This is a genomic window from Paractinoplanes aksuensis, from assembly GCF_024137025.1.
Taxonomy (GTDB): Bacteria; Actinomycetota; Actinomycetes; order Mycobacteriales; family Micromonosporaceae; genus Actinoplanes; species Actinoplanes aksuensis.
In genome coordinates, this window is sequence record NZ_JAMYJR010000056.1 from 17,671 (window position 1) to 38,259 (window position 20,589).

The window sequence follows — 20,589 nt, forward strand, 5'->3', positions numbered from 1 at the left end:
CATCGGGTTACTTCGATGTCAACGACCGGTTGAGGCAGAGGAAACGGACTGCAAGTCCGAAACAAGTTTCGGGCTCGCAGTCCGGCCGAAGGGTCAAATGTCGCGTCGGCGCACCACTGCCACCGCTATCAGCGAGGCGCTCACGGCGTAGCCGATCAAGGCGAGAGCGGGCGCCCACGGTTGTGTCGGCTCCGGTCCCATCAAGGTGGCCGCGGCGCTGCCGGGCAGCCACGGCAGGACGGTCGCGGCCGCCGCGGCCGGCAGGAGGAACCCCAGAACCGGCAGGACGTAGTAGAGGCCGAGGACCGCGGCCACGGCGGCCACCGCGCTGCGCAGAAGCCAGCCGGCGGCGACGGCCAGCGCGGCCACCACGGTCAGGTGCAGAACCGCTCCGGCGAGCGCGCGGGCCACGCCCGGCGCGGTCAGCGACAGGTCCACCCCGGCCGACCCGAGCAGGACGTGGACCACCGCGAACGTGCCGAGGACAAGGGCCGAGGCGACGGCCAGGACGGCGGTCGCGACCACGACGGCGCGGGCGAGAACGACCGTCGCCCGCCGTGGCACGGCGGTGAAGACCGGCAACGGCGCCTCGGCGGTGACCGTGCGAACGGCGAAGACGGCGACCAGGATCTCGGCCACCGAGATACCCCCGAGCACTCCGGCCAGCGTCTCCACCTCACTGCCGGGCAGGGCGCCGACCAGCACCCCGACGGCGGGGAAGACCCCGATGCCGACGGTCAGGACGACCGCCGCGGCCGCGAACCACCAGGTGGAGCGGACGGTGCGCAGGCGGCGCCGGTCCGCGGCCAGCACGCGGGAGAAGGTCAGGGCGGGACGGGTCGTGAGCGCGCTCATCGGTGGGACTCCCCTTCCAGGGTGTAGTCGCGGGTCAGGTCGAAGTAGGCGTCCTCGAGGGACTGGTGGCCGGCGGTCAGCTCGGCCATGGTCACGTCGGCCACGAGCCGGCCGCGGCCGATGACGATCAGGCGGTCGGCCGTCATCTCCATCTCGCTCATCAGATGGGAGGAGAGGAAAACCGTGCGGCCCTCGGCGGCGAGACTGCGCAGCAGCGTGCGGACCCAGCGGATGCCCTCCGGGTCGAGACCGTTGACCGGCTCGTCGAGGATGACGACGCCGGGATCGCCCAGCAGGGCGGCGGCGATGCCGAGACGCTGGGACATGCCGAGCGAGAACCCGCCCGGGCGGCGGCCGGCCACCCCGGACAGCCCGACCAGGCCCAGCACCTCGTCGACCCGGCGCAACGGGATGCCGTGGGTGGTCGCGAGCACGGCCAGGTGCTGGTAGGCGCTGCGGCGCGGATGCACGGCACGGGCATCGAGCAGAACTCCGGCCTCATGCAGCGGCGCGGCCAACCGGTCGTACGGAAGGCCGTTGATCAGAATTCGGCCGGAGTCGGGTCGGGTCAGGCCGACGGCGATGCGCATGGTCGTCGACTTGCCGGCGCCGTTGGGGCCGAGGAAGCCGGTGACGGCCCCCGGTCGTACGGTGAAGGAAAGGTCTTGGACCGCCGTGTGCCGGCCGAAGTTCTTGGTGACAGCGCGGACGTCGAGCATGGCATCTACTTCCTTCCGAGAGCGAGAACGGCGAGGCCGACCACGGCGTACGCCAACAGGTGCAGGAATCCGGCGGTCATCGCCTCGCCGGGGTAGAGCGTGCGGAGCAGGCCGTCGCCGAAGCCGCTGCCCGGGCCCGCGGCGTTGCCGGCCGCGTGCACCAGACCGAGGATCAGCAGGCTGCCGGTGCGGTTCCAGATCCGGCCGGTCAGAATTCGGTACGGGACCATCAGCACCGCCAGGAAGGCCAGCATCGCCACCGCCACCGGCAACGGGTTGCCGACCGCCAGTGACACGTGTTGCAGGGCGAAGACCGGTGCGACCAGGAGCGCGGCCATCACCAACGAGTGCCGCTGTTGCAGGCGGGCCTGGAAGAACCCCGACCAGGCGCCCTCCTCGGCCCAGTTGTTGGGGATCAGAGTGAGCACAAGGGACAGTGCGAAACCGGAGACGAGCGCGTCGGTCCAGGATCCGGTGGGCGCGCCCAGCAGCGGCCGGGCCAGCCCGACGGCGACGACCGGCACGACGGCCAGGGCCAGCGCGTACCAGCGCCAGGCGACCCGCCAGTCGACGAACCGGCGCAGGAACCGGCCGGCGGCCGCCGGCCCGTCGGCGATCCAGGTGATCGCCACCGCGGGCAGCAGCAGCCCGAGCAGCGACGTGGCCACGATGAACACCTGGTGGGGCACGGGAACGTCGACGAGCAGCGGGAAGAAGGCGATGCCCTGGCCGACGGTGAACAACCAGGCCAGGAAGGCGGTCAGCGGGTGGCCGGCGATCCAGCGGGAGATCCCGGACCGGACGGGCCCGGCCGGCGTGACGAGCGTGGACTGCATGGTGGTGTCCCTTCAGAACCGTACGAGAAGGTGCGGGCCGACGTGCTCGAAGTCCTCGCAGCACAGGCCGGCGAGCACCTGAGGCTCGTCCGCGGGCAGCTCGAGCGCGGTCGCGCCGGTGCGGCGCAGCGCGGCCACCAGCTCGCAAACGAGCTCGGACAGCGGTGGGGTCAGTTCGAGGAGCCGGGTGACGCCGTCGGCGCCGGTGCGCGTGACGGCGGTGCCGAGGGCCGGGGTTCCCGGCGGGGCGGCGATGTCGGCGAGTTCCCAGCGGGTGGTGTTCCCGGCCGGTGTCCGCCGCAGCACTGTGGTCATGCCCCGACGATGCGGCTCAGGGCTTGCGCGATCCTTGCACGCCGTTTGCGGTCAGCCGCGGAACCCGGCACACGTCGCCCAGCACGGCGCTGCGGGTCGCGGCCTCGGCGACCAGCTCGGCGGCCCGGCCGGCGTCACCCACGCGCCGATGGGCCTCGGCCCGCAGCAACAGATAGAACGGCAGGAACAGCAACACCCCGGAAGCAGCAACCCGTTGGTACGCCTCGTCGGCCCGACCCGGCGCGGCCGGGTCGCCCCGCATCGCCTCGGCCCAGGCCACGAGCACACGGGCGTGCGCGCCGAAGAGTGAGTCCTCGTGATCGGCGCACGCCGTGGCCCGCCGGTGGCAGGCGTCGGCATCGCCCCGCATGGCGTGCAGCCACGCCGCGTACAGGTCGGTCTCCATCGTGAGGGTCGCGTCGCCGGCCGCCCGATCGTGGGCCAGCCGGACGGCCCGGTCGGCGGCCGGGTCATCGCCGCGGCAGTGCGCGACGATCGCGGTGTAGGCGGGCACCGCGATCTGAATCGCGGGCACGCCGATCTCATGTTCCGCGGCCGCGCGCAGGTGCTCGGCCGCCTCGTCCAGCTGACCGCGGACCGTCTGCCCCCAGCCGGCGACGAAGTGCGCGGCGGCCCGGGCGGCCGGGTCCAGATCGGTGGCCAGGGCCCGCTCGGCGATCGCCACGACCTCGCCGTAGCGGCCGCTCACGCCCCGGGTCACCAGCGCGTTGACCCAGCCGGCGATGCTCTCGATCAGGTCCGGTTCGCCGCCGCCGTCGCCCGTGGCCGGGCGCGCTCCCCCGCTCCAGACCCGCACGACGGCCAACCGGCCGCGCACCGACTGAACGAGTTGCGCGTCGACGGCCCGCTCGGCCAGGGCCAGCGCCTGTTCGAGCAGGCGTTCGGCCTCGCGGTAGGCGTTGCGGGTCACCGCGTCGTCGGCCGCGGCGGCCAGGAACGGCACGGCGGCGGCCCCGGTGACGGGCTCGGCCAGGGCGAGGTGCCGGGCCACCGCGACGACGTCCGGCGCGGCCAGCACCCCACGGGCGCGCACGGCCTCGGCCAGGCGGGCGTGCAGGCGTACCCGCCGGGCCTGGAACACCCCGCGTTCGAGGGTCTGCCGCACGAGGTCGTGCCGCAGCGCGAACCCCGGCCCCTGCTCGACCAGCAGCTCGGCCAGCAGGGCGCTCTCACCGGCATCGAGCACCGCGTCGGCGTCGAGCCCGGTCACCGCGGCCAGCGTCTCGACGTCGATCGGACGGCCGGCCAGCGCGGCCACCGTGAGCAGCGCGACCGTCGGCTGCGGCAGTCGTTCGAGACGCCGCCGCAGCACCTCCTCGACGCCGGCCGGCAGCGCCTCGCCCACCGCGTCGGGGTCGAGCCGCTGCTCACTGGCCAGCAACCGGGCCAGTTCGCCGACGAAGAACGGGTTCCCTTCGGTACGCCGATGCAGCGCCTCGGCCACGCCGGGCCCCGGCACCTGGCCCGAGACGCGGCGCACGACCTCGGCGATGTCGTCGACCCCGAGCCCGGGCAGGGGTAGCCGGACCACGGCGTCGCGGCGCAACGCGGCCACCACGGCCTCGGCGCCCGGCTCCCCGCTGCGGACCGCGACGGCGAAGAGCACACCGTGGTCGATCAACTGATCCACGGCCAGCGCGAGCAGGGTGCGGCTGTCCGGATCCACCCACTGCAGGTCGTCGAGGACCACGAGCAACGGCGCGACCCGATGCGCGGCCAGCAGCAGGTCGACGACCCCGCGGAAGAGCCGGGTCGGCGAGCCGCCCGCGGGCCCGCCCGCCACCATGAGCTCCAGCGCGTGCCCGGCCGCCTCGCCGGGCGCGCCGTCCGGCAGGCGTTCCGCGACCTCGCGCACGATGGTGACCCAGGGCCACAGCGCCGGCATGGCCCCTGTGCCCACTCCCGACCCGTGCACCACCGAGCCGCCGGCCGCGACGACCCGCTCGGCCACCGCTTGCAGCAGGGTCGTCTTGCCCGCCCCGGCCGACGCCTCCAGCACCAGCAACGCGCCTCGCCCCCGCCCGGCGGCGGCCCGAGCCTGATCGACCACGGCGAGCGCGGCCGCCCGTCCGAGCAGGGAGTCGGCCGCGTCGGCTTCCGGGGGGTCGCTCAGCTCGACGACAGCCGGGGCCGGCACCACTGTCAGGGCCGGGTCGTGGCGCAGGATGCCGGCCTCGAGCTCACGGGTGTCGTCGGCCGGGTCGAGCCCCAGCTCCTCGGCCAGCCCGCGCCGCAGCCGGGCCAGGACGGCCAGCGCGTCAGACTGGCGCCCGGTGCGGTACAGCCCGAGGGCGAGCGCCCGCCAGCCGCGCTCGCGGAACGGGTTGGCCGTCACGAACCGTCCGCCCGCGGCCACCACGGCCTCCGCGTCCCCGGCGAGCAGGGCCGCTTCGAGCGCGAACTCCTCGGCCGCCAGGCGTAGTTCGGCCAGCCGGGCTGCCTCGGCCCGCGCGAAGGGCACCGCCTGCAGATCGGCGAGCGCGTCCCCGCGCCAGAGCCCCAGCGCCTCGGCCAGCAGCGCGCGCGGATCGCCGGCCCGGCGGGCGTCGGTCAGCAGCTGTTCGAAACGGTTGACGTCCACATGGGCCGGGTCGAGGTCCAACATCCACCCCGGCGGCCGGGTCAGCAGGTGCGGCCCGTCGGCCGCCAACAGGCGACGCAGACGCGAAACGTACGACTGCAGTCCCAACGTGGCCCGCGCCGGCGGCTCCCGCGGCCACAACTCATCGACGAACCGGTCGAGCGGCACGACCCGGCGCGCATTGAGAGCCAGCAACGCGAACACCGCCCGCTGCTTGAGCCCACCGAGCCGCAGCGCCTCTCCCCCGGCCTCCGCCCCCACCGGCCCGAGCAGCACCACCCGCATGCCCGCGAGTCTCGCACGCGAACTCGCGGTCGCAGAACCGCACGTTCACAGCGTGGCGATCAGCCGTCGGGTCCGACGATTGCCTGATCGCCACACAATCGGCGCGCGGAACTCCCTCACCGCCGTAACCGCCGGGCACGCGGAACTCCGCAGCCGCCCGACTCAGGTTCGTCAGCGGCCGCCGAACCGTTCAGAGCTTGGCGATCGCCGAGGCCGGGTTCTCGATGGCGTCGGCGACACTGCGCATGAAGGCGGCGGCGGTGGCGCCGTCGGCCACGCGGTGGTCGAAGACGAAGCTCATCTGGCAGATCTTGCGAACGCAGAGCTGGCCGCCGATGACCCAGGGGCGGTCGATGATGCGTCCGAAACCCAGGATGGCCACCTGGGGGTGGTTGATGATGGCGGCGCTGCCGTCGACGTTGAAGCTGCCGTAGTTGTTGAGGGTGAAAGTGCCGTTGCCGGTCAACGTGCCGGCTCGGGCGGCCTCGGTGATACGGCGGATCTCCTCGTCCAGGCGGGTCGTGGTGAGCGAACCGGCATCGGTGACGGCCGGGACCACAAGACCGCGCGAGCCCTGGACTGCTACGCCCAGGTCAATACGATCGAGCTCGACTATCTCCTGGCGCTCGGTGTCCACGCGGGAGTTGAAGACGGGGTACTCGCGCAGCGCGGCCACCGTGAAGCGGGCGATGTAGGCCATCAGCCCGGGTCCGGGGCGGGTGGCCTCGCGCAGCTCCCACAGCCGGGTGGCGTCGAGGTCGACCCACACCGTGGCTTCCGGGATCTCGGCCCGGCTGCGCGTGAGCGCGGCCGATGTCGCCCGGCGGAAGGCACTCATCGGAGTGCGCCGCTCCCCCGGCGCCGCAAATGAACTCGCCGCCGCGAACGACCCCGAAGCCACGGCCGACCCCGACGCCGCAAGCGAACCGGGCGCCGCAAGCGAACCGGGCGCCGCAAGCGAACCGGGCGCTGCAAGTGGCCCCGAGGCTGCGATCGATCCCGGCGACGCGGACGAGTTCGGCGGCGCAAGGGGGCCCGCCGACGATGGCGCAGACGGCAGCGGTGCGGACGGCACGGCCAGCGCCCGGGTCACGTCGGAGCGGACGATCAGCCCGCCCGGCCCCGTGCCGTCGAGTGTGCGGAGGTCGACACCGCCCTCGCGGGCCAGCTTCCGCACCAGCGGCGAGACGACGAGCGGCACGCGCGAGACCGGCGCCGGCACCGCATGCGCCACCGCCGCTCGCGGCCGACGGCGACGCCCCGACGCGGCAGCGCCGCCCGAGGTGCCGTACCCGATGAGGACATTCCCCGAGCCCGCCCGTTCCTCTTCGCGATAAGTCTCGCCCGAGGCAGACGAAGCGGAAGCGCCCTCCGGCACAGGGGACGAAGCCGCCGCAGCATCCGACGCCGACGCAGCAACCGTGGCAGACGCACCATCCGAAGCCGGCGCAAGAACCGAAGCGGACGCACCATCTGAAGTCGACACGAGGAGCGGTGCCGGCGCAGAAAGCGGAGCCGACGCACCAGCCGAAAGCGGCGGAGGAGTCGAGCCGGCTGCAGCGACCGTCAGCAGCGGCTTGCCCACCTCCAGCACGCCCCCTTCCGGCGCGTGCCGGATGGCGACCTGACCTGCGAACGGTGACGGGACCTCGACCAGCGACTTGGCCGTCTCCACCTCGACCACCGGCTGATCGACTTCGACCACGTCGCCCTCGGCCACGAGCCACCGCACCACCTCGGCCTCGGTCAGCCCCTCGCCGAGATCCGGCAGCCGAAACACCTGGTCAAGCGACTCGGACCCCTGGTCAGCGCGCTCGGACACCTGGTCGGTCACGAGTCCTCCCACTGCAGGTCGTCGACCGCGTCGAGGACCCGGTCGACGCCGGGCAGGTGCAGGTGCTCGTATTTCGGCGGCGGGTACGGGATGTCGAAACCGGTAACCCGGCGGATCGGCGCGGCCAGCGAGTGGAAGCACCGCTCGGTCACCCGGGCCACGATCTCGGACGAGACGCTGGCGAAGCCCGACGCCTCGGCGACCACCACCGCGCGGCCGGTGGAGCGGACCGCCGCGCACACCGTCTCGTCGTCGAACGGCACGATCGAGCGCAGATCCACCACCTGCAGGCTGCGCCCCTCGCGGTCGGCCACCTCGGCCGCCTCCAGGGCGACGGGCACGCTCGGCCCGTACGCGATCAGCGTGGCGTCCGTGCCCTCGCGCCGCACCACGGCCCGCCCGATGGCCGGCGGGCGTGGGCCGAGTTCGACCTCTTCCTTGCTCCAGTACAGCTTCTTCGGTTCGAGGAACACGACCGGGTCGGGCGAGGCGATGGCCTCCCGCAACATGGCGTACGCGTCGGCCGGCGTCGACGGCGCCACCACGTGCAACCCGGGCGTGTGCGCGTAGTACGCCTCGGACGAGTCGCAGTGGTGCTCGACGCCACCGATCCCCCCGGCGTACGGGATCCGGATGACCATCGGCAGCGCCACCCGGCCGCGCGTGCGGTTCCGCATCTTGGCCACGTGGCTGACGATCTGCTCGAAGGCCGGGTAGGCGAACGCGTCGAACTGCATCTCGACCACCGGCCGCATGCCGTTCATGGCCATGCCGACCGCCACGCCGACGATCCCGGACTCGGCCAGGGGCGTGTCGAAGCAGCGGTCTTCGCCGAACTCGGCGGTCAGCCCGTCGGTGACGCGGAAGACGCCACCCAGCGGCCCGACATCCTCGCCGAATACTACGACCGTCGGATCGTCGGACAATGCGTCGCGCAGGGCCCGGTTCAGCGCCTGGGCCATCGACAACTTCTCGTGCCGGGTCATCGCGCCGCCACCTCCCGGTCCAGTTCGTCGGCCAGCTGAGCCGCCTGCTCCCGCAACTGCGGAGTCGGCGAGGAGTAGACGGAAGCGAACAGCTGGGCCGGATCGGGTTCGATGTCCCGGTTCAGCCCGTCGCGCACATGCTCGGCCACGCGCTCCGCCTCGGCGCGGAAGGCGGTCTCGTCGATCGACAGATAGGCCGACAGCCGGACAATCGGATCGCGCCCGGTCCACGCCTCGACGTCAGCGGCGGCGCGGTAGCGGGTCGCGTCGTCGGCGTTCGTGTGCGCCTGCATGCGGTAGGTGTGCGCCTCTATCAACTGCGGTCCCTCGCCGGCGCGGGCACGGATCACCGCGTTGCCCAGCACCGACAGCAGCGCGGCCACGTCGTTGCCGTCGACGCGCTCGCCCGGCAGGCCGTAGCCGACACCCTTGTGGGCCAGCGACGGCGCTGCGGTCTGCCGGGCCAGGGGCACACTGATCGCGTACTCGTTGTTCTGGATCAGGAAGACGACCGGGGCCTTGAGCACGGCGGCGAAGTTGAGCGCCTCGTGGAAGTCGCCCTCGCTGGTGCCGCCGTCGCCGCAGAGCGCCATCACCACGGTCGGTTCGCCCCGCAGCCGGGCCGCGTGGGCCACCCCGACCGCGTGCGGCAACTGGGTCGCCAGCGGCGTGGCATGCGGGGCGACCCGGTGCTCGTACGGGTCCCAGCCGCAGTGCCAGTCGCCCTTGAGCAGGGTCAGCGCCTCGACCGGGTCGACCCCGCGCTCGACCACGGCCGCCGTGTCGCGATAGGTCGGGAACAGCCAGTCGCCCTCGTCGAGCACCTGGGCCGCGGCGATCTGGCACGCCTCCTGCCCGTGCGACGACGGGTAGACGGCCAGCCGGCCCTGGCGGACCAGGGCGTACGCCTGATCGTTGAGCCGGCGGGCAGTGATCAGCGAGGCCAGGGCGCGGCGCAGCGCGGCATCGTCGGGGAGGGCGCGACCGGCATCGGCGACGGGGTGGCCGTGCGCGTCGATGAGGGTCACCGGGGTGTCGGAGGGCAGAAGGTGGTCTGCGTCACCTGTCATGGGCCCATGCTTCTCGCGTTGCCATCTGGATTCCACTACTGGCCCGGAACCGAGAAGATGTACGTTCGTACTGGCCGATCAACGACCAAACGTCCAGGCCGCGCGACGCCGGAGCCGGGAGGGTGAGACAGATGGCAGGCCCGCTCGACGACGTCGACCGCCTGATCCTGGCCGAGCTGACCCGCGACGGCCGGCTGTCGATGCGCACGCTGGCCGAGCGTCTGCACATCTCGCGGGCCAACGCCTACGCCCGGGTCGAGCGCCTGCGCACGACCGGGGTGATCAGGGGCTTCAAGGCCGACGTGGACCCGGTCGCGGCGGGTCTGGGCACCACGGCGTACGTGACGGTGAATCTCAATCAGGCCGAGTGGCGGGACGTGGCCGACCGGCTGCGCGCGCTGCCCGGCGTCGTGCACATCGCGCTGGTCGGCGGCGAGTTCGACGTCATCATGCTGGTGCGGGCCGAGGACAACGCCGCCCTGGGACGCCTGGTGCTCGACGCCATCCAGGGCATGCCGGGCGTGGTCAACACGCGCACCCTGCTCGTATTCGAGGAAGCCGAGCCCGGATGAGACACAGCCACGCCGGGGTGAGAAAGAGTCTGCCGGGCCGGGGCGAGGAGGATGAACGACACAGAGCCGGGAACAATGGTTCGATGAGATCGATCGTGCGCGTGGTGATGGCCGGCGGACTTCTGCTCGGCGCGGCGGCGTGTTCCACCGACGCCCCGGCCGAACCGAGAAAGACCGTGCACCCTTCGGCCGCGGTCGACACGGCCACGCTGGTCGCGACCGAGGTGCGCAACGGCGACGGCCAAACCGTCGAGGCCCCGCCCGGCTGGACGGTGAGCCGCTGGGCCAAGGTGCCCGGCGCGCGCCTGCTGGCCTGGACGCCCGACGACAAGCTGCTGGTCTCGCGGCCCGAGTCCGGTGACGTCCTGGTCCTCACCGACGGCGAGCAGCAGACCCTCGTCGAGGGCCTCAACCAGCCGCACGGCTTGGCCCTCGACGGCGACACCCTCTACGTGGCCGAGAGCAACCAGATCAACGCCTTCGCGTACGCCGCCGGCAAGGTCTCCGGCCGGCGCGTCGTGGTCGGCGGCCTGCCCGACAAGAAGAGCCCCGAGCTGGGCGGCAAGTACGCGCACGCCCTCAAGAGCGTCGCCGTCGGCCGCGACGGCGAGCTGTACGTCTCGATCGGATCGACCGGCAACATCTCGGCCGAGGACCGCGACACCGACCCCGAACGCGCGTCGATCCTGCGCTTTGAGGACGGCAAGCTCGAGACCTTCGCCCGCGGCGTCCGCAACGGCACCGGGCTGGCGGTGGCGCCCGACGGCGGCGTGTGGACGGCCGTCAACAACCGCGACAACATCCCCTTCCCGTACGACAGCAAGGACTACGGCAAGGTCGACACCACGTACGTCAACGACCACCCGCTCGAGCCGCTGGCCAAGCTCGAACAGGGCCGCGACCTGGGCTGGCCCTACTGCAACCCCGACCCCGACCTGCAGCCCGGGGAACAGGACTCGCCGCTCAGCTACACCGACCGGCCCTTCGTCCGCGACTTCGACACGAACCGCGACGGCTCGAAGCTGGACTGCGCGACCCTGCGCCCGGTCGAGCAGGGCATGGGCGCGCACTCGGCGCCGCTGGGGCTCAGCTTCGCGACCGAAGTGCCCGGGGCGTACGGGGCGGGCGCGCTGGTCGGCATCCACGGCTCGTGGAACCGCAAGCCCCCGCGGCCGCCGGAGGTGTCTTTCTTCGCCTGGCGCGACAACAAGCTCGGGCCGCAGCAGACGCTGCTCTCCGGCTTCCAGCGCGAGGACGGCTCCCGCTGGGGCCGCCCGGTCATGGCCGTCCAAGGCCCGGACCGCGCGATCTACGTCAGCGACGACTACGCCGGGGCGATCTATCAGGTGACCGCCCCCTGAGCAGGGCGCAGACCGAGCCGAGGACCGCTTCGAGCCGGACGTGATCGTCCGCCGGAGCGATTCCTGAGGCGGTACCGTCCGGTATGTGGCCTTTCTGATCAGCCCGGGCCACCGGGTCATGGCCGCCGGACTGACCGCGGCGCTGGCGGCCGGCTGGCCGTCGCGGGTGGGGCACGAGACGTACGGGCCGCCGCCACCACCGACCGAGCTCTATGTCGAGCGCACCGGCGCGGCCGTCGAGCAACTCATGGCGTACGAGAAGGAAGGCCGCACCGCCCAGGCCGCGCTCATCCGCAAGATCGCGACCCGGCCGGTGGCGACCTGGTTCGCCGACGGCGACACCGCCCGGGTCGGCCGCGTGCTGGTGGCCGCCCGGGGCTTCATCCCGGTGCTCACGCTGTACTTCATCCCGCACCGCGACTGCGCGAGCCACTCGGCCGGCGGGGCGGCGACCGGCCCGGCTTACGCGGCCTGGATCGACGCCGTCACCGCCGCGCTGACCGGCCGCCGCGCCATCGTGATCCTCGAACCGGACGCGGTGGCCCAGTCCCTGCAGGATTGTCTGACCGTCGGTCAACGGGCCGAGCGCTACCGCCTGCTGAGCCGGGCCATCACCAAGCTGACCGCGAACCCCGGCCTGACCGTCTATCTCGACGGCGGCAACCCGGCCTGGATCACCGACACCGCCACGATGGCTGCGGCCCTGAAGAAGGCCGGGATCGCGCGGGCCCGCGGCTTCGCCCTCAACGTGGCCAACTTCGAGACCACCAGTTCCAACATCCGGTACGGGACAGAGCTCTCGAAGCGGCTCGGCGGGGCGCCCTTCGTCATCGACACCAGCCGCAACGGCAACGGCCCGGCTCGCCAATCTTCCGGGCACCGCAACTGGTGCAATCCGCCCGGCCGCGCGCTGGGCCAGCCGCCCACTCTGAAGACGGGCCGCCCGCTGGTCGACGCCTATCTCTGGGTCAAGCGTCCCGGCGAGTCCGACGGCGCCTGCGGCCGCGGCGCCCCACCGGCCGGCCACTGGTGGCCCGCCTACGCCTTGGGCTTGGCGTCCGAAAACTGACGAAAATGCCCGTCATTACTTTATGTGTTCGTGAAGTTGATCACAAGTACTCAGACTCCACACAGGCGACGCATAGCCTGCACGTTCAGTTACTAGCTGCTGAGCAATATGCAGGTCAAACGTGTAGCCGCACGTGACCGCCATGACCCTCAGTGACTTTGCCCGATTTGGTTGGTCACTACTCAGGGTCACGGTGGTGAGAGGACGAGGAAGCTGTGATCCCCCCGCCCCGCTACGACTACGACGCCTACAGCGGGCTGGCCGGTCCGGCCGGGCCCCCGCCACCCACCCCGGGACCGATCGCCCTGCGCCGCCTGGCCGGCCGTCGCCCGATCGGCAACGTGGCCATCACGCTCTTCGCGTTCGTCTTCGAGGCCACGTTCGTCGCGTGGCTGTTGTCTTCGGTCGAGGTGCCGGACCGCGCCCTGCACCCGGTGCTGCACCTCGCCACCTGGTTCATGATCGGCGCGACCCTCCTGATCGAGGTGTTCCGCCTGGTCAACGTGGTGACGCTCTGCCTCGCCACCATCTGGGCCCGCGATCCCGAGCCGCTGACCCCCGACCCCGGCCTGCGGGTGGCCTTCCTGACCACGATCGTGCCCGGCAAGGAGCCGGTGGCCATGGTCGAGCGCACCCTGCGGGCCGCCCTCGAGGTGCGCCACGAGGGCCCGTACGCAGTCTGGCTCCTCGACGAGGGCGACGACCCCGAGGTCCGGGCCATGTGCGAGCGGATCGGCGTCCATCACTTCAGCCGCCACGGCATCGAGAAGTTCAACACGCGCACCGGCCAGTTCAAGACGAAGACCAAGCACGGCAACTACAACTCGTGGGTCGACGTCCACGGCGACGACTACGACGTGTTCGTCTCGGTCGACCCCGACCACGTGCCGCTGCCCAACTTCTGCGAGCGGCTGCTGGGCTACTTCCACGACCCGAAGGTCGCCTTCGTCGTCGGCCCCCAGATCTACGGCAACTACGACAACTTGATCACCCGCTGGGCCGAGTCGCAGCAATACCTGTTCCACTCTTTGCTGCAGCGGGCCGGCAACCGGTTCGGCGCGGCCATGCTCGTGGGCACCAACAACGCCGTACGCATCTCGGCCCTGCGCGAGATCGGCGGCATCCAGGACTCGATCACCGAGGACATGGCGACCAGCCTCACCCTGCACGCGGCCGGTTGGCGTTCGGTCTACACCCCTGACGTGCTCGCGGTCGGCGAGGGCCCGTCGACCTGGACCGACTACTTCAGCCAGCAGTACCGCTGGTCGCGTGGCACCGACGAGGTCGCCGTGACCTCGTTCGTGCGCACCGCCCGCCGGCTCGGCCCCCGCCGGTCGCTGTTCTACGGCCTGCTCATGTCGTACTACCCGCTGACCGCCCTGGCCTGGCTGCTCGGCGCGGTCAACGCGGTCGGCTATCTCGTGCTCGGGGCCAAGGGCGTGCAGGTGCCGCAGCAGGTGTGGCTGATGCTCTATGTGGACGCGGCGCTGTTCCAGTTCCTGCTCTACATGTGGAACCGGCGGCACAACGTCAGCCCGCACGAGGTGGCTGGGTCCTCGGGGCTGGCCGGCATGCTCGTGTCCACCCTGTCGACGCCGGTCTACGTGTCCGCGTTCGTGTCGGCGGTGCTGCGGCGCCCGGCCCGTTTCGTGGTCACGCCCAAGGGCGAGGCGGCCACGGCCGACCGGCCCGCGACCTTCAAGCACGGCCTGCGGTGGGCCGCCTTCTACGCCGTCCTGCTGGTCGTCGCGCCCGGGATCGGGCACGTGGACGGCTGGATGTGGCTGTGGCCCGCCCTCAACCTCGTCATCTGCCTGACGCCGCCCGCCATCGGCCTGCTCGGCGCGAAAGCCAGAGCGAAGCCCAAACCGAAGGCCGAGCCGAGTGAGCCCGCCCTGTCGATCGAAGAGCCCGTGGAGACGTACGCATGACCCCTCGTCCTCGTCCGAGTCTCGCCCGGCGACTGGGCACCGGCCTGGTCGCCCTGCTGGTGCTGACCGTGGTCGCGGTGGTCAACCGCCCGGTCGTCGCCTTCGGGGCCGACGCATTGCACACCTATAACATCAACCGACAGTCGTACAAAGAGCAGTTCGGCCACTGGTCGCGGCTGCCCGTCCCGGCCGGTTTCCAGGTCAACGCGATCCATGCCGCGCTGCTCAGCACGGGCAAGGTGCTGATCATCGCGGGCAGCGGCAACAACCGCGAGAACTTCGAGGCGGGCACGTTCCGCACGGTGCTCTACGACCCCGCGGCCGATGCGTTCTCCGAGGTGCCGACGCCGACCGACGTCTTCTGCGCCGGGCACACGTTCCTGCCCAACGGCAACCTGCTGATCGCCGGCGGCACCAAGAGCTACGAGGTGCTTGAGGGCGACATCACCAACGCGGCCGGCGTCATGAAGCTCAAGAACGAGTCGGCCACGGCCGGCCCCCGCTTCTTCGCCAAGGGCACCAAGCTGACCTCGAAGACCGGTTTCGAGTACGAGACCCGGGACGACGTGACCGTGCCGGCCGCTCACCAGATGATGCACGGCGGCCTCCCGATGCAGCACGCCGGCGAGGCCGAGGTGTGGGTCGACGCCGTGCTGCCCGGCAACTCCCCCGTCGTCGAGCAGCCCAGCCAGTACGCGATCACCGGCCTGAAGGGCGTCGACGCGAACAACCTGTACGGCGTGTCCGACAAGATCACGCGGGAGAAGCAGGAGTACGGCGGGGACAAGACCTCGTACGAGTTCGACCCGGTGGCCGAGCGCTACGTCCGCACCGGCGACATGGTGAAGAGCCGCTGGTACCCGACCCTGGCCGAGCTGCCCGACGGCGACGTGCTGGCCGTCTCCGGCCTCGACGAGTTCGGCCGCATCCTGCCCGGCGACAACGAGCGCTACGACCGCTCGGCCCGGCGCTGGGTCGACGCGCCCGAGCTGAAGCGCTACTTCCCGACCTATCCGGCGCTGCACCTGATGGCCGACGACCGGCTCTTCTACTCGGGGTCGAACTCGGGCTACGGCTCCGACACCGAAGGCCGTACGCCCGGGCTCTGGAACTTGACCGACAACAGCTTCGAGATCGTGCCCGGCCTGGAGCAGCCGCGCCTGACCGAGACCAGTTCGTCGGTGCTGCTGGCGCCGGCCCAGGAGCAAAAGGTGATGCTGTTCGGCGGGGGCGAGGTGGGCGAGTCCCCGGTCTCGACCACGCGCACGGCCATCGCCGACCTGGACACCAACAACCCGGTCTACCTGCCCGGACCCGACCTGCCCGAGCCCGCCCGCTACCTGAGCACGGTGCTGCTGCCGGACGACACCGTCTTCACCACCGGTGGCAGCTCCGGCTACCGCGGTGGCCCGTACCAGGGCCGCCCCCGCAGCGACCTGTTCAACTCGCAGATCTACCGGCCCGACGCCAACAAGTTCGCCACGGCGGCCGAGTCGACGGTCGGGCGCAACTACCACTCCGAGGCCATCCTGCTGCCCGACGGCCGGGTGATCACCCTGGGCAGCGACCCGCTGTACGACGAGACCGGCAAGAACCCCGGCAGCTTCGAGAAGCGGATCGAGGTCTACAGCCCGCCGTACCTCTTTCAGGGGACACGACCGGTAATCACCGGCGGGCCGACCCGGGTCGAGCGCGGGTCGACGGTAACTTTCACGACCGGCAGCGCCGACGTGAAGCGCGCCCGCCTGATGCGGCCCAGCGCGGTGACCCACGTCGTCGACGTCGACCAGCGCTCGGTCGCCGTCGGCGTCGAACGCGCGGAAGGCGGCCTGACCATCACTATTCCCGGCGAGAAAGGCCTGCTGCCGTCCGGCTGGTACATGCTCTTCCTGATCAACGACTCCGGCGTGCCGTCGATGGGCCGCTGGGTGCAGGTCGCCTAGTGGCCCGGCATCGAGCCTCCCGCCGCGGGAAGCTGCTGGCCCTCGCGGTGACCGTGGTTGTCGCGGTCACCGCTGTGGTCTGGCTGGCCCGCCCCGAGAACTCGGCCCCGGTGGCCACCCCCGCGCCCCCGCCGTCGTCGGCCCCGCCGGCCGCTTTGTACGTCGAACCGACAGGCCCGGCGGTCGACCAGGTCACCGCGTTCGAGGCCGCGGGCCGGACGGCCGACGCGGCGCTCATCCGCGAGATCGCCGACCGCCCGGTGGCGGCCTGGATCGCCGACCCCAACACCGCCCGGGCCGGCGAGGTAGCTGCGGCTGCCGCGGCCGCCGTCCAGATCCCGGTGCTGGTCCTCTACTACATCCCGCACCGCGACTGCTCGGGCGGCCACTCGGCCGGTGGCGCCGGCTCGGCGGCCGAGTACACGGCGTGGGTGGCCGCGGTCGCCTCGGCCCTGACCGACCGGCGGGCCATCGTGATCCTCGAACCCGACGCGGTGGCCCAGGCCGTCGAGGATTGTCTGACGAACACACAGCGGGCCGAGCGTTACCGGCTGCTGACCGAAGCGATCACCACTCTGACCGCGAACCCGCAGCTCAGCGTGTATCTGGACGGCGGCAACCCGACCTGGATCACCGACCCGGAACGGATGGCCGCCGGCCTGCGCCAGGCCGGCGTGGAGAAGGCCGCCGGCTTCGCCCTCAACGTGGCCAACTTCGAGACGACGGACGCGAACATCACCTACGGCACCGCGGTCTCCGGCCACCTGGAGGACGCGCGCTTCGTGATCGACACCAGCCGCAACGGCAACGGCCCGGCCGTCAAGTCAGCCGGCCACACCCACTGGTGCAACCCGGCCGGGCGCGCCCTGGGCGACCCGCCCACCCTGACCACCGGCCACTCCCTCGTAGACGCCTTCCTCTGGATCAAGCGCCCCGGCGAGTCCGACGGCGCCTGCGGCAACGACGCCCCCGAAGCCGGCCAGTGGTGGCCCGACTACGCCCTCCAACTGGCGGCCAACTGAGTCCAGCTGATCGGCGCGGGCACACCCACTGAGGGCGGCCTCACCGATGCAGCCACTCGACCAGGTCGGGTGGAGCGAGCCGGGCGATCTCGGAGTGGTACCAGGCCAACTCGTCGTCGGCGAGAACCTCGCGAGCGGCGCCCGAGGTTCCCCGGCGGAAGAACAGGCCGGTGTCGGCCCTGATCCCGGGTGGGGGCGGAACCAGCACGTCGTCGCGGGCCCGCATGCTCTCGAACGTCGCCGCCGCGGCCAGGGTGGGCCAGGACGGCTCGGCGACGGCGATCCCGAGCTCGTCCGCGAGCCGGCGCATCTGCCCCTCCAGGTCGGCCCGCAGGTCGTCGTAGTGGACCAGCACCACGTTCGGCTCGGCCCGCCGGGACCAGGCTTCGGCCAGGTGCTCCATGGTGGCCGGGAGCGAGTTCGGGGACCGAGCTGAGCTGCGGCCGGCCCCGATCCAGTCGAGGACGGCCCGGTGCACCTCGTGACGCGACACGGCCGGCGGCCGGGGCCCCCGACGCGGTGGCGGCCCCGTGTGCTGCTGGAGCAACGGCGAACCAGACGGTGAGGGTTCGACGAGCGATGGCGGTCCGAACGGCGGAGGCCCGCCCACCAGCGGCGGCCCGAGCGGCAGAGGCCCGCCCACCAGGGGCGGCCCGGGCGGCGGAGACCCACCCACCAGGGGCGGCCCGGGCGGCGGAGGCCCGATCATCCGGTCCTGGTGGTACATCGAGATGAACGCGTCGACCGGGTGCCGGGCCGTCACGACGTACGTGACCCGGGCGTCGAACGGGATGGCGGCCAGCGGCGCATGCGTCTTGATGAAGCGCCGATGCTGCTGCCGGGCCAACTGGGTGTCGACATGCGACGGCGGCACGTCCGGGGTGTCCAGCCACGGCGACAGGTGCCACAACGGGGCCGGAAGATCAGGTGTTTGGAAGATCAGTAATGCGCAGATCATTGCAACGCCGGGATCAACGGGCTGAATCCGCTCGTCCAATGGGTGCGGACGCATCCGGACGGAGTGGCGCTACTGGTCTGTTGTGAGATCAATTCCGCGATGTACGTAGTGGACCAGACACCGCGCACCGGCATCGTCAACAGTCTGTTCGGCGACGGCGCGGCCGCGGTCGTGCTGACCGGCCGGGCGAGGCCCACGGCCCGTACGCCAAGCGTGGTCGACTTCGAGAGTTTCTGCCTGCCCGAGCACTGGGCGGCCATGCGTTTCGACTGGAACGCCGACGCCGGGAAGTGGAGCTTCTACGTCGACCGCGACATCCCGTACGTGATCGGCGGCAACATCCGCGAGCCGGTCGAGACGCTGCTCAAGCGGAACGGGCTCGACCTCCCGGAGGTCCGGCACTGGATCGTGCACACCGGCGGCGGTCTGGTCATCGACGCCGTCCGGCGCGGACTCGATCTGTCCGACCACGACCTCCGGCACACGCGCTCCGTTCTGCGCGACCACGGAAACATCTCGAGCGGCAGCTTCCTGGTCAGCCTGCAGCGCCTGCTGGCCGAGGGCAGCGTCGCCGAGGGCGACCGGGGCGTGATGGTGACCATGGGCCCGGGCGCCCAGATAGAGACCGCGCTGCTCGAGTTCGGAAAGCCGGGCAAATCCTGAGGACAAGGAGCGGACATGTCGGATCGGAGTTCACCCTTCACAGGCACCGTTCTGCCCCGGGGCCGTCCGTTCTGGATCGTCGACGGCCGCGCCTACGACTTCACCGAATGGATGAAGCTGCACCCCGGTGGCGCGATGTGGTTCCGCCAGACCGAAGGCCGGGACATCAGCGCGCTGCTGCACACATACCACCGGGAACCGGCCCGCCTACAGAAGTTCCTGGCGAGATACGAAATCGAGGAGCTCATCGGAAAGACCGTGCTCCCCAAGGTGATTGTTCCCCCGCGGGCCAGTGAGACGCCGGCCGATCCGCCGCCGGTCACCGAGGGCGATCTGCTCCCGAAGCTGGGCATTCCCCCTTTCCTGCTCGCGCCGGATTTCGACGCGCGCACCGATCTGCCGAAGCTCGACCACCGCGACCAGGAAAGTCTGCTCGCCGACATCCGCACCCGGCTGCACACCACATTTTCGACGAAGGATCTGAAACGGTACGACCGCGCTTTCGACATCGTGACTCTGATCATCGGTGCCGTGCACGTGGCCGCGCTGGTGCTCCTGATCGCCGGCCCGCTGCCCGCCTGGGCCTTCGTCGCCGTCATGGTCGTGACCCGGACCTCGCTGGCCGGTTCCGGTCACTATCACCTGCACCGGAAATGGAAGGACCAGCGCCGCTGGACCATGCCGATCGGCAAGGCGCTGTTCGACATCAACTACGTCGGCACGAGCCTCATCGGATCCGACGGGCACGTACTGCTGCACCATCCCTATCTGGGTTCCGGGGCCGACGTCAAGAAGACCTTCTTCGACAGCATGCTGCGTCTGCACCCGGCGCTGCGCGTTCCGGGATACACGCTGCACAAACTGGGCATCGCCCTGACCGGTCTGCCGTTCCGCGCCCGCGAGATCGCCAAGTTCGAGCGCCCCCGGCGCGCCGAGTCCGGCGTGGCCGACGCCATCCGCACCGACTTCTGGTTCATCCGCGCCTGGATCCTGGTCGAATTCATCGCCTGCCTGGTGACCGGCCACATCGTGGCCTGGCTGGTGCAGTTCGTCATCACGCTCTGGTTCAACACGTTCCTGGTGGTCGCGAGCCACGACTTCGAGGAATCGGAGGAGGACGAACTCGCGGCGATCCCCGAGCCGCTCCGTCAGGACTGGGCGGCGCAGCAGATCGTCCTCAGCTACGACCTCACCGTCGTCGGCAACCGCTGGATCGACCTGTTTCTCAGCGCCGGCCTCAGCCCCCACCGCGTCCACCACGTCCTGCCGTGGCAGGGCTCCGGATTCGCCAACCTCGCCAGCGAACGGACCGTCCGCCATGTCTGCACCCAGGCCGGCATCGCCTGGGAACGCCCGCGCAACCTGCTGCTCGACCGCTTCCCGGCCGTGATGAAGCACTACCTGCTGTGCCCCGCGCAGGCCGCTCCCCCGCCCCTGCCACCCCCGGGCGCGCCCGCTCCGCCGCCGGCCCCACCGCCACCGCCGTCCGGCTCGAAGGCCCGGCACCAGGTCGGCACCCTGGTCCGTTACGCCGCCGACGGCTGGCGCGGAGTCGGAGTCTGAAACGG

Annotated in this window: 17 protein-coding genes; 8 read left to right on the plus strand and 9 right to left on the minus strand. The window is 71.6% G+C overall.

Going from position 1 to position 20,589, the window contains the following annotated elements; all coding sequences use genetic code 11:
- Window positions 1-93 precede the first annotated feature (93 nt).
- The 8 genes from M1L60_RS42500 to M1L60_RS42535 form a co-directional block, all read right to left on the minus strand.
- Complete coding sequence (locus M1L60_RS42500; protein WP_253243286.1) at window positions 94-855, minus strand: hypothetical protein; 762 nt, start codon at window positions 853-855, stop codon at window positions 94-96.
- Window positions 852-1,574 (minus strand): ABC transporter ATP-binding protein, encoded by a 723-nt coding sequence (locus M1L60_RS42505; RefSeq protein ID WP_253243287.1) that lies wholly within the window; start codon window positions 1,572-1,574, stop codon window positions 852-854. The genes M1L60_RS42500 and M1L60_RS42505 overlap by 4 nt, the downstream gene beginning before the upstream one ends.
- A gap of 5 nt (window positions 1,575-1,579) precedes the next feature.
- Window positions 1,580-2,410, minus strand: a complete 831-nt coding sequence (locus tag M1L60_RS42510) for a CPBP family intramembrane glutamic endopeptidase (protein ID WP_253243288.1) — start codon at window positions 2,408-2,410, stop codon at window positions 1,580-1,582.
- Between the two features lie 12 nt (window positions 2,411-2,422).
- Window positions 2,423-2,725 (minus strand): hypothetical protein, encoded by a 303-nt coding sequence (locus M1L60_RS42515; protein WP_253243289.1) that lies wholly within the window; start codon window positions 2,723-2,725, stop codon window positions 2,423-2,425.
- A 16-nt stretch (window positions 2,726-2,741) separates the two neighbouring features.
- On the minus strand, window positions 2,742-5,612 hold the full coding sequence (locus M1L60_RS42520; protein ID WP_253243290.1) for an ATP-binding protein: 2,871 nt from the start codon (window positions 5,610-5,612) through the stop codon (window positions 2,742-2,744).
- Window positions 5,613-5,802: 190 nt separating this feature from the next.
- Entirely contained in the window at window positions 5,803-7,446 is a 1,644-nt protein-coding gene (locus M1L60_RS42525; protein ID WP_253243291.1) for a dihydrolipoamide acetyltransferase family protein, read from the minus strand.
- Window positions 7,443-8,432 carry an alpha-ketoacid dehydrogenase subunit beta gene (locus M1L60_RS42530; protein WP_253243292.1) on the minus strand — a complete coding sequence of 330 codons (990 nt, stop codon included), beginning with the start codon at window positions 8,430-8,432 and terminating at the stop codon, window positions 7,443-7,445. The genes M1L60_RS42525 and M1L60_RS42530 overlap by 4 nt, the downstream gene beginning before the upstream one ends.
- Window positions 8,429-9,502, minus strand: coding sequence for a thiamine pyrophosphate-dependent enzyme (locus M1L60_RS42535; protein WP_253243293.1), 1,074 nt, complete (start codon window positions 9,500-9,502; stop codon window positions 8,429-8,431). The genes M1L60_RS42530 and M1L60_RS42535 overlap by 4 nt, the downstream gene beginning before the upstream one ends.
- A 77-nt stretch (window positions 9,503-9,579) precedes the next feature.
- Between M1L60_RS42535 and M1L60_RS42540 the strand changes: the two genes are divergently transcribed.
- From M1L60_RS42540 to M1L60_RS42565, 6 genes are all read left to right on the plus strand, one after another.
- Window positions 9,580-10,074, plus strand: a complete 495-nt coding sequence (locus M1L60_RS42540; protein ID WP_438862216.1) for an Lrp/AsnC family transcriptional regulator — start codon at window positions 9,580-9,582, stop codon at window positions 10,072-10,074.
- Window positions 10,075-10,157: 83 nt separating this feature from the next.
- Window positions 10,158-11,435 (plus strand): PQQ-dependent sugar dehydrogenase, encoded by a 1,278-nt coding sequence (locus tag M1L60_RS42545; RefSeq protein WP_253243295.1) that lies wholly within the window; start codon window positions 10,158-10,160, stop codon window positions 11,433-11,435.
- Between the two features lie 85 nt (window positions 11,436-11,520).
- Window positions 11,521-12,504: a glycoside hydrolase family 6 protein gene (locus tag M1L60_RS42550; RefSeq protein WP_253243296.1), complete on the plus strand. Its 984-nt coding sequence runs from the start codon at window positions 11,521-11,523 to the stop codon at window positions 12,502-12,504.
- Window positions 12,505-12,719: 215 nt separating this feature from the next.
- Window positions 12,720-14,435 carry a glycosyltransferase family 2 protein gene (locus tag M1L60_RS42555; protein WP_253243297.1) on the plus strand — a complete coding sequence of 572 codons (1,716 nt, stop codon included), beginning with the start codon at window positions 12,720-12,722 and terminating at the stop codon, window positions 14,433-14,435.
- On the plus strand, window positions 14,432-16,378 hold the full coding sequence (gene glxA / locus M1L60_RS42560; RefSeq protein WP_253243298.1) for a radical copper oxidase GlxA: 1,947 nt from the start codon (window positions 14,432-14,434) through the stop codon (window positions 16,376-16,378). Before M1L60_RS42555 ends, glxA begins: the two co-directional genes overlap by 4 nt.
- Window positions 16,378-17,400, plus strand: a complete 1,023-nt coding sequence (locus M1L60_RS42565; protein ID WP_253243299.1) for a glycoside hydrolase family 6 protein — start codon at window positions 16,378-16,380, stop codon at window positions 17,398-17,400. Before glxA ends, M1L60_RS42565 begins: the two co-directional genes overlap by 1 nt.
- Window positions 17,401-17,440: 40 nt before the next feature.
- Here M1L60_RS42565 and M1L60_RS42570 read toward each other — a convergent pair whose 3' ends face one another.
- A complete protein-coding gene (locus tag M1L60_RS42570; protein WP_253243300.1) occupies window positions 17,441-18,358 on the minus strand; it encodes a sulfotransferase domain-containing protein in 918 nt (305 codons plus the stop codon).
- Window positions 18,359-18,400: 42 nt separating this feature from the next.
- Between M1L60_RS42570 and M1L60_RS42575 the strand changes: the two genes are divergently transcribed.
- Both M1L60_RS42575 and M1L60_RS42580 read left to right on the plus strand, forming a co-directional pair.
- Entirely contained in the window at window positions 18,401-19,021 is a 621-nt protein-coding gene (locus M1L60_RS42575) for a 3-oxoacyl-[acyl-carrier-protein] synthase III C-terminal domain-containing protein (protein ID WP_253243301.1), read from the plus strand.
- Between the two features lie 15 nt (window positions 19,022-19,036).
- Complete coding sequence (locus tag M1L60_RS42580) at window positions 19,037-20,584, plus strand: fatty acid desaturase (RefSeq protein ID WP_253243302.1); 1,548 nt, start codon at window positions 19,037-19,039, stop codon at window positions 20,582-20,584.
- Window positions 20,585-20,589 lie beyond the last annotated feature (5 nt).

Coding starts and splice junctions, on each gene's coding strand:
- M1L60_RS42500 (WP_253243286.1), bottom strand. CDS start 855: ATGAGCGCGCTCACGACCCGTCCCGCCCTGACCTTCTCCCGCGTGCTG.
- M1L60_RS42505 (WP_253243287.1), bottom strand. CDS start 1,574: ATGCTCGACGTCCGCGCTGTCACCAAGAACTTCGGCCGGCACACGGCG.
- M1L60_RS42510 (WP_253243288.1), bottom strand. CDS start 2,410: ATGCAGTCCACGCTCGTCACGCCGGCCGGGCCCGTCCGGTCCGGGATC.
- M1L60_RS42515 (WP_253243289.1), bottom strand. CDS start 2,725: ATGACCACAGTGCTGCGGCGGACACCGGCCGGGAACACCACCCGCTGG.
- M1L60_RS42520 (WP_253243290.1), bottom strand. CDS start 5,612: ATGCGGGTGGTGCTGCTCGGGCCGGTGGGGGCGGAGGCCGGGGGAGAG.
- M1L60_RS42530 (WP_253243292.1), bottom strand. CDS start 8,432: ATGACCCGGCACGAGAAGTTGTCGATGGCCCAGGCGCTGAACCGGGCC.
- M1L60_RS42535 (WP_253243293.1), bottom strand. CDS start 9,502: ATGACAGGTGACGCAGACCACCTTCTGCCCTCCGACACCCCGGTGACC.
- M1L60_RS42545 (WP_253243295.1), top strand. CDS start 10,158: ATGAGATCGATCGTGCGCGTGGTGATGGCCGGCGGACTTCTGCTCGGC.
- glxA (WP_253243298.1), top strand. CDS start 14,432: ATGACCCCTCGTCCTCGTCCGAGTCTCGCCCGGCGACTGGGCACCGGC.
- M1L60_RS42570 (WP_253243300.1), bottom strand. CDS start 18,358: ATGATCTGCGCATTACTGATCTTCCAAACACCTGATCTTCCGGCCCCG.
- M1L60_RS42580 (WP_253243302.1), top strand. CDS start 19,037: ATGTCGGATCGGAGTTCACCCTTCACAGGCACCGTTCTGCCCCGGGGC.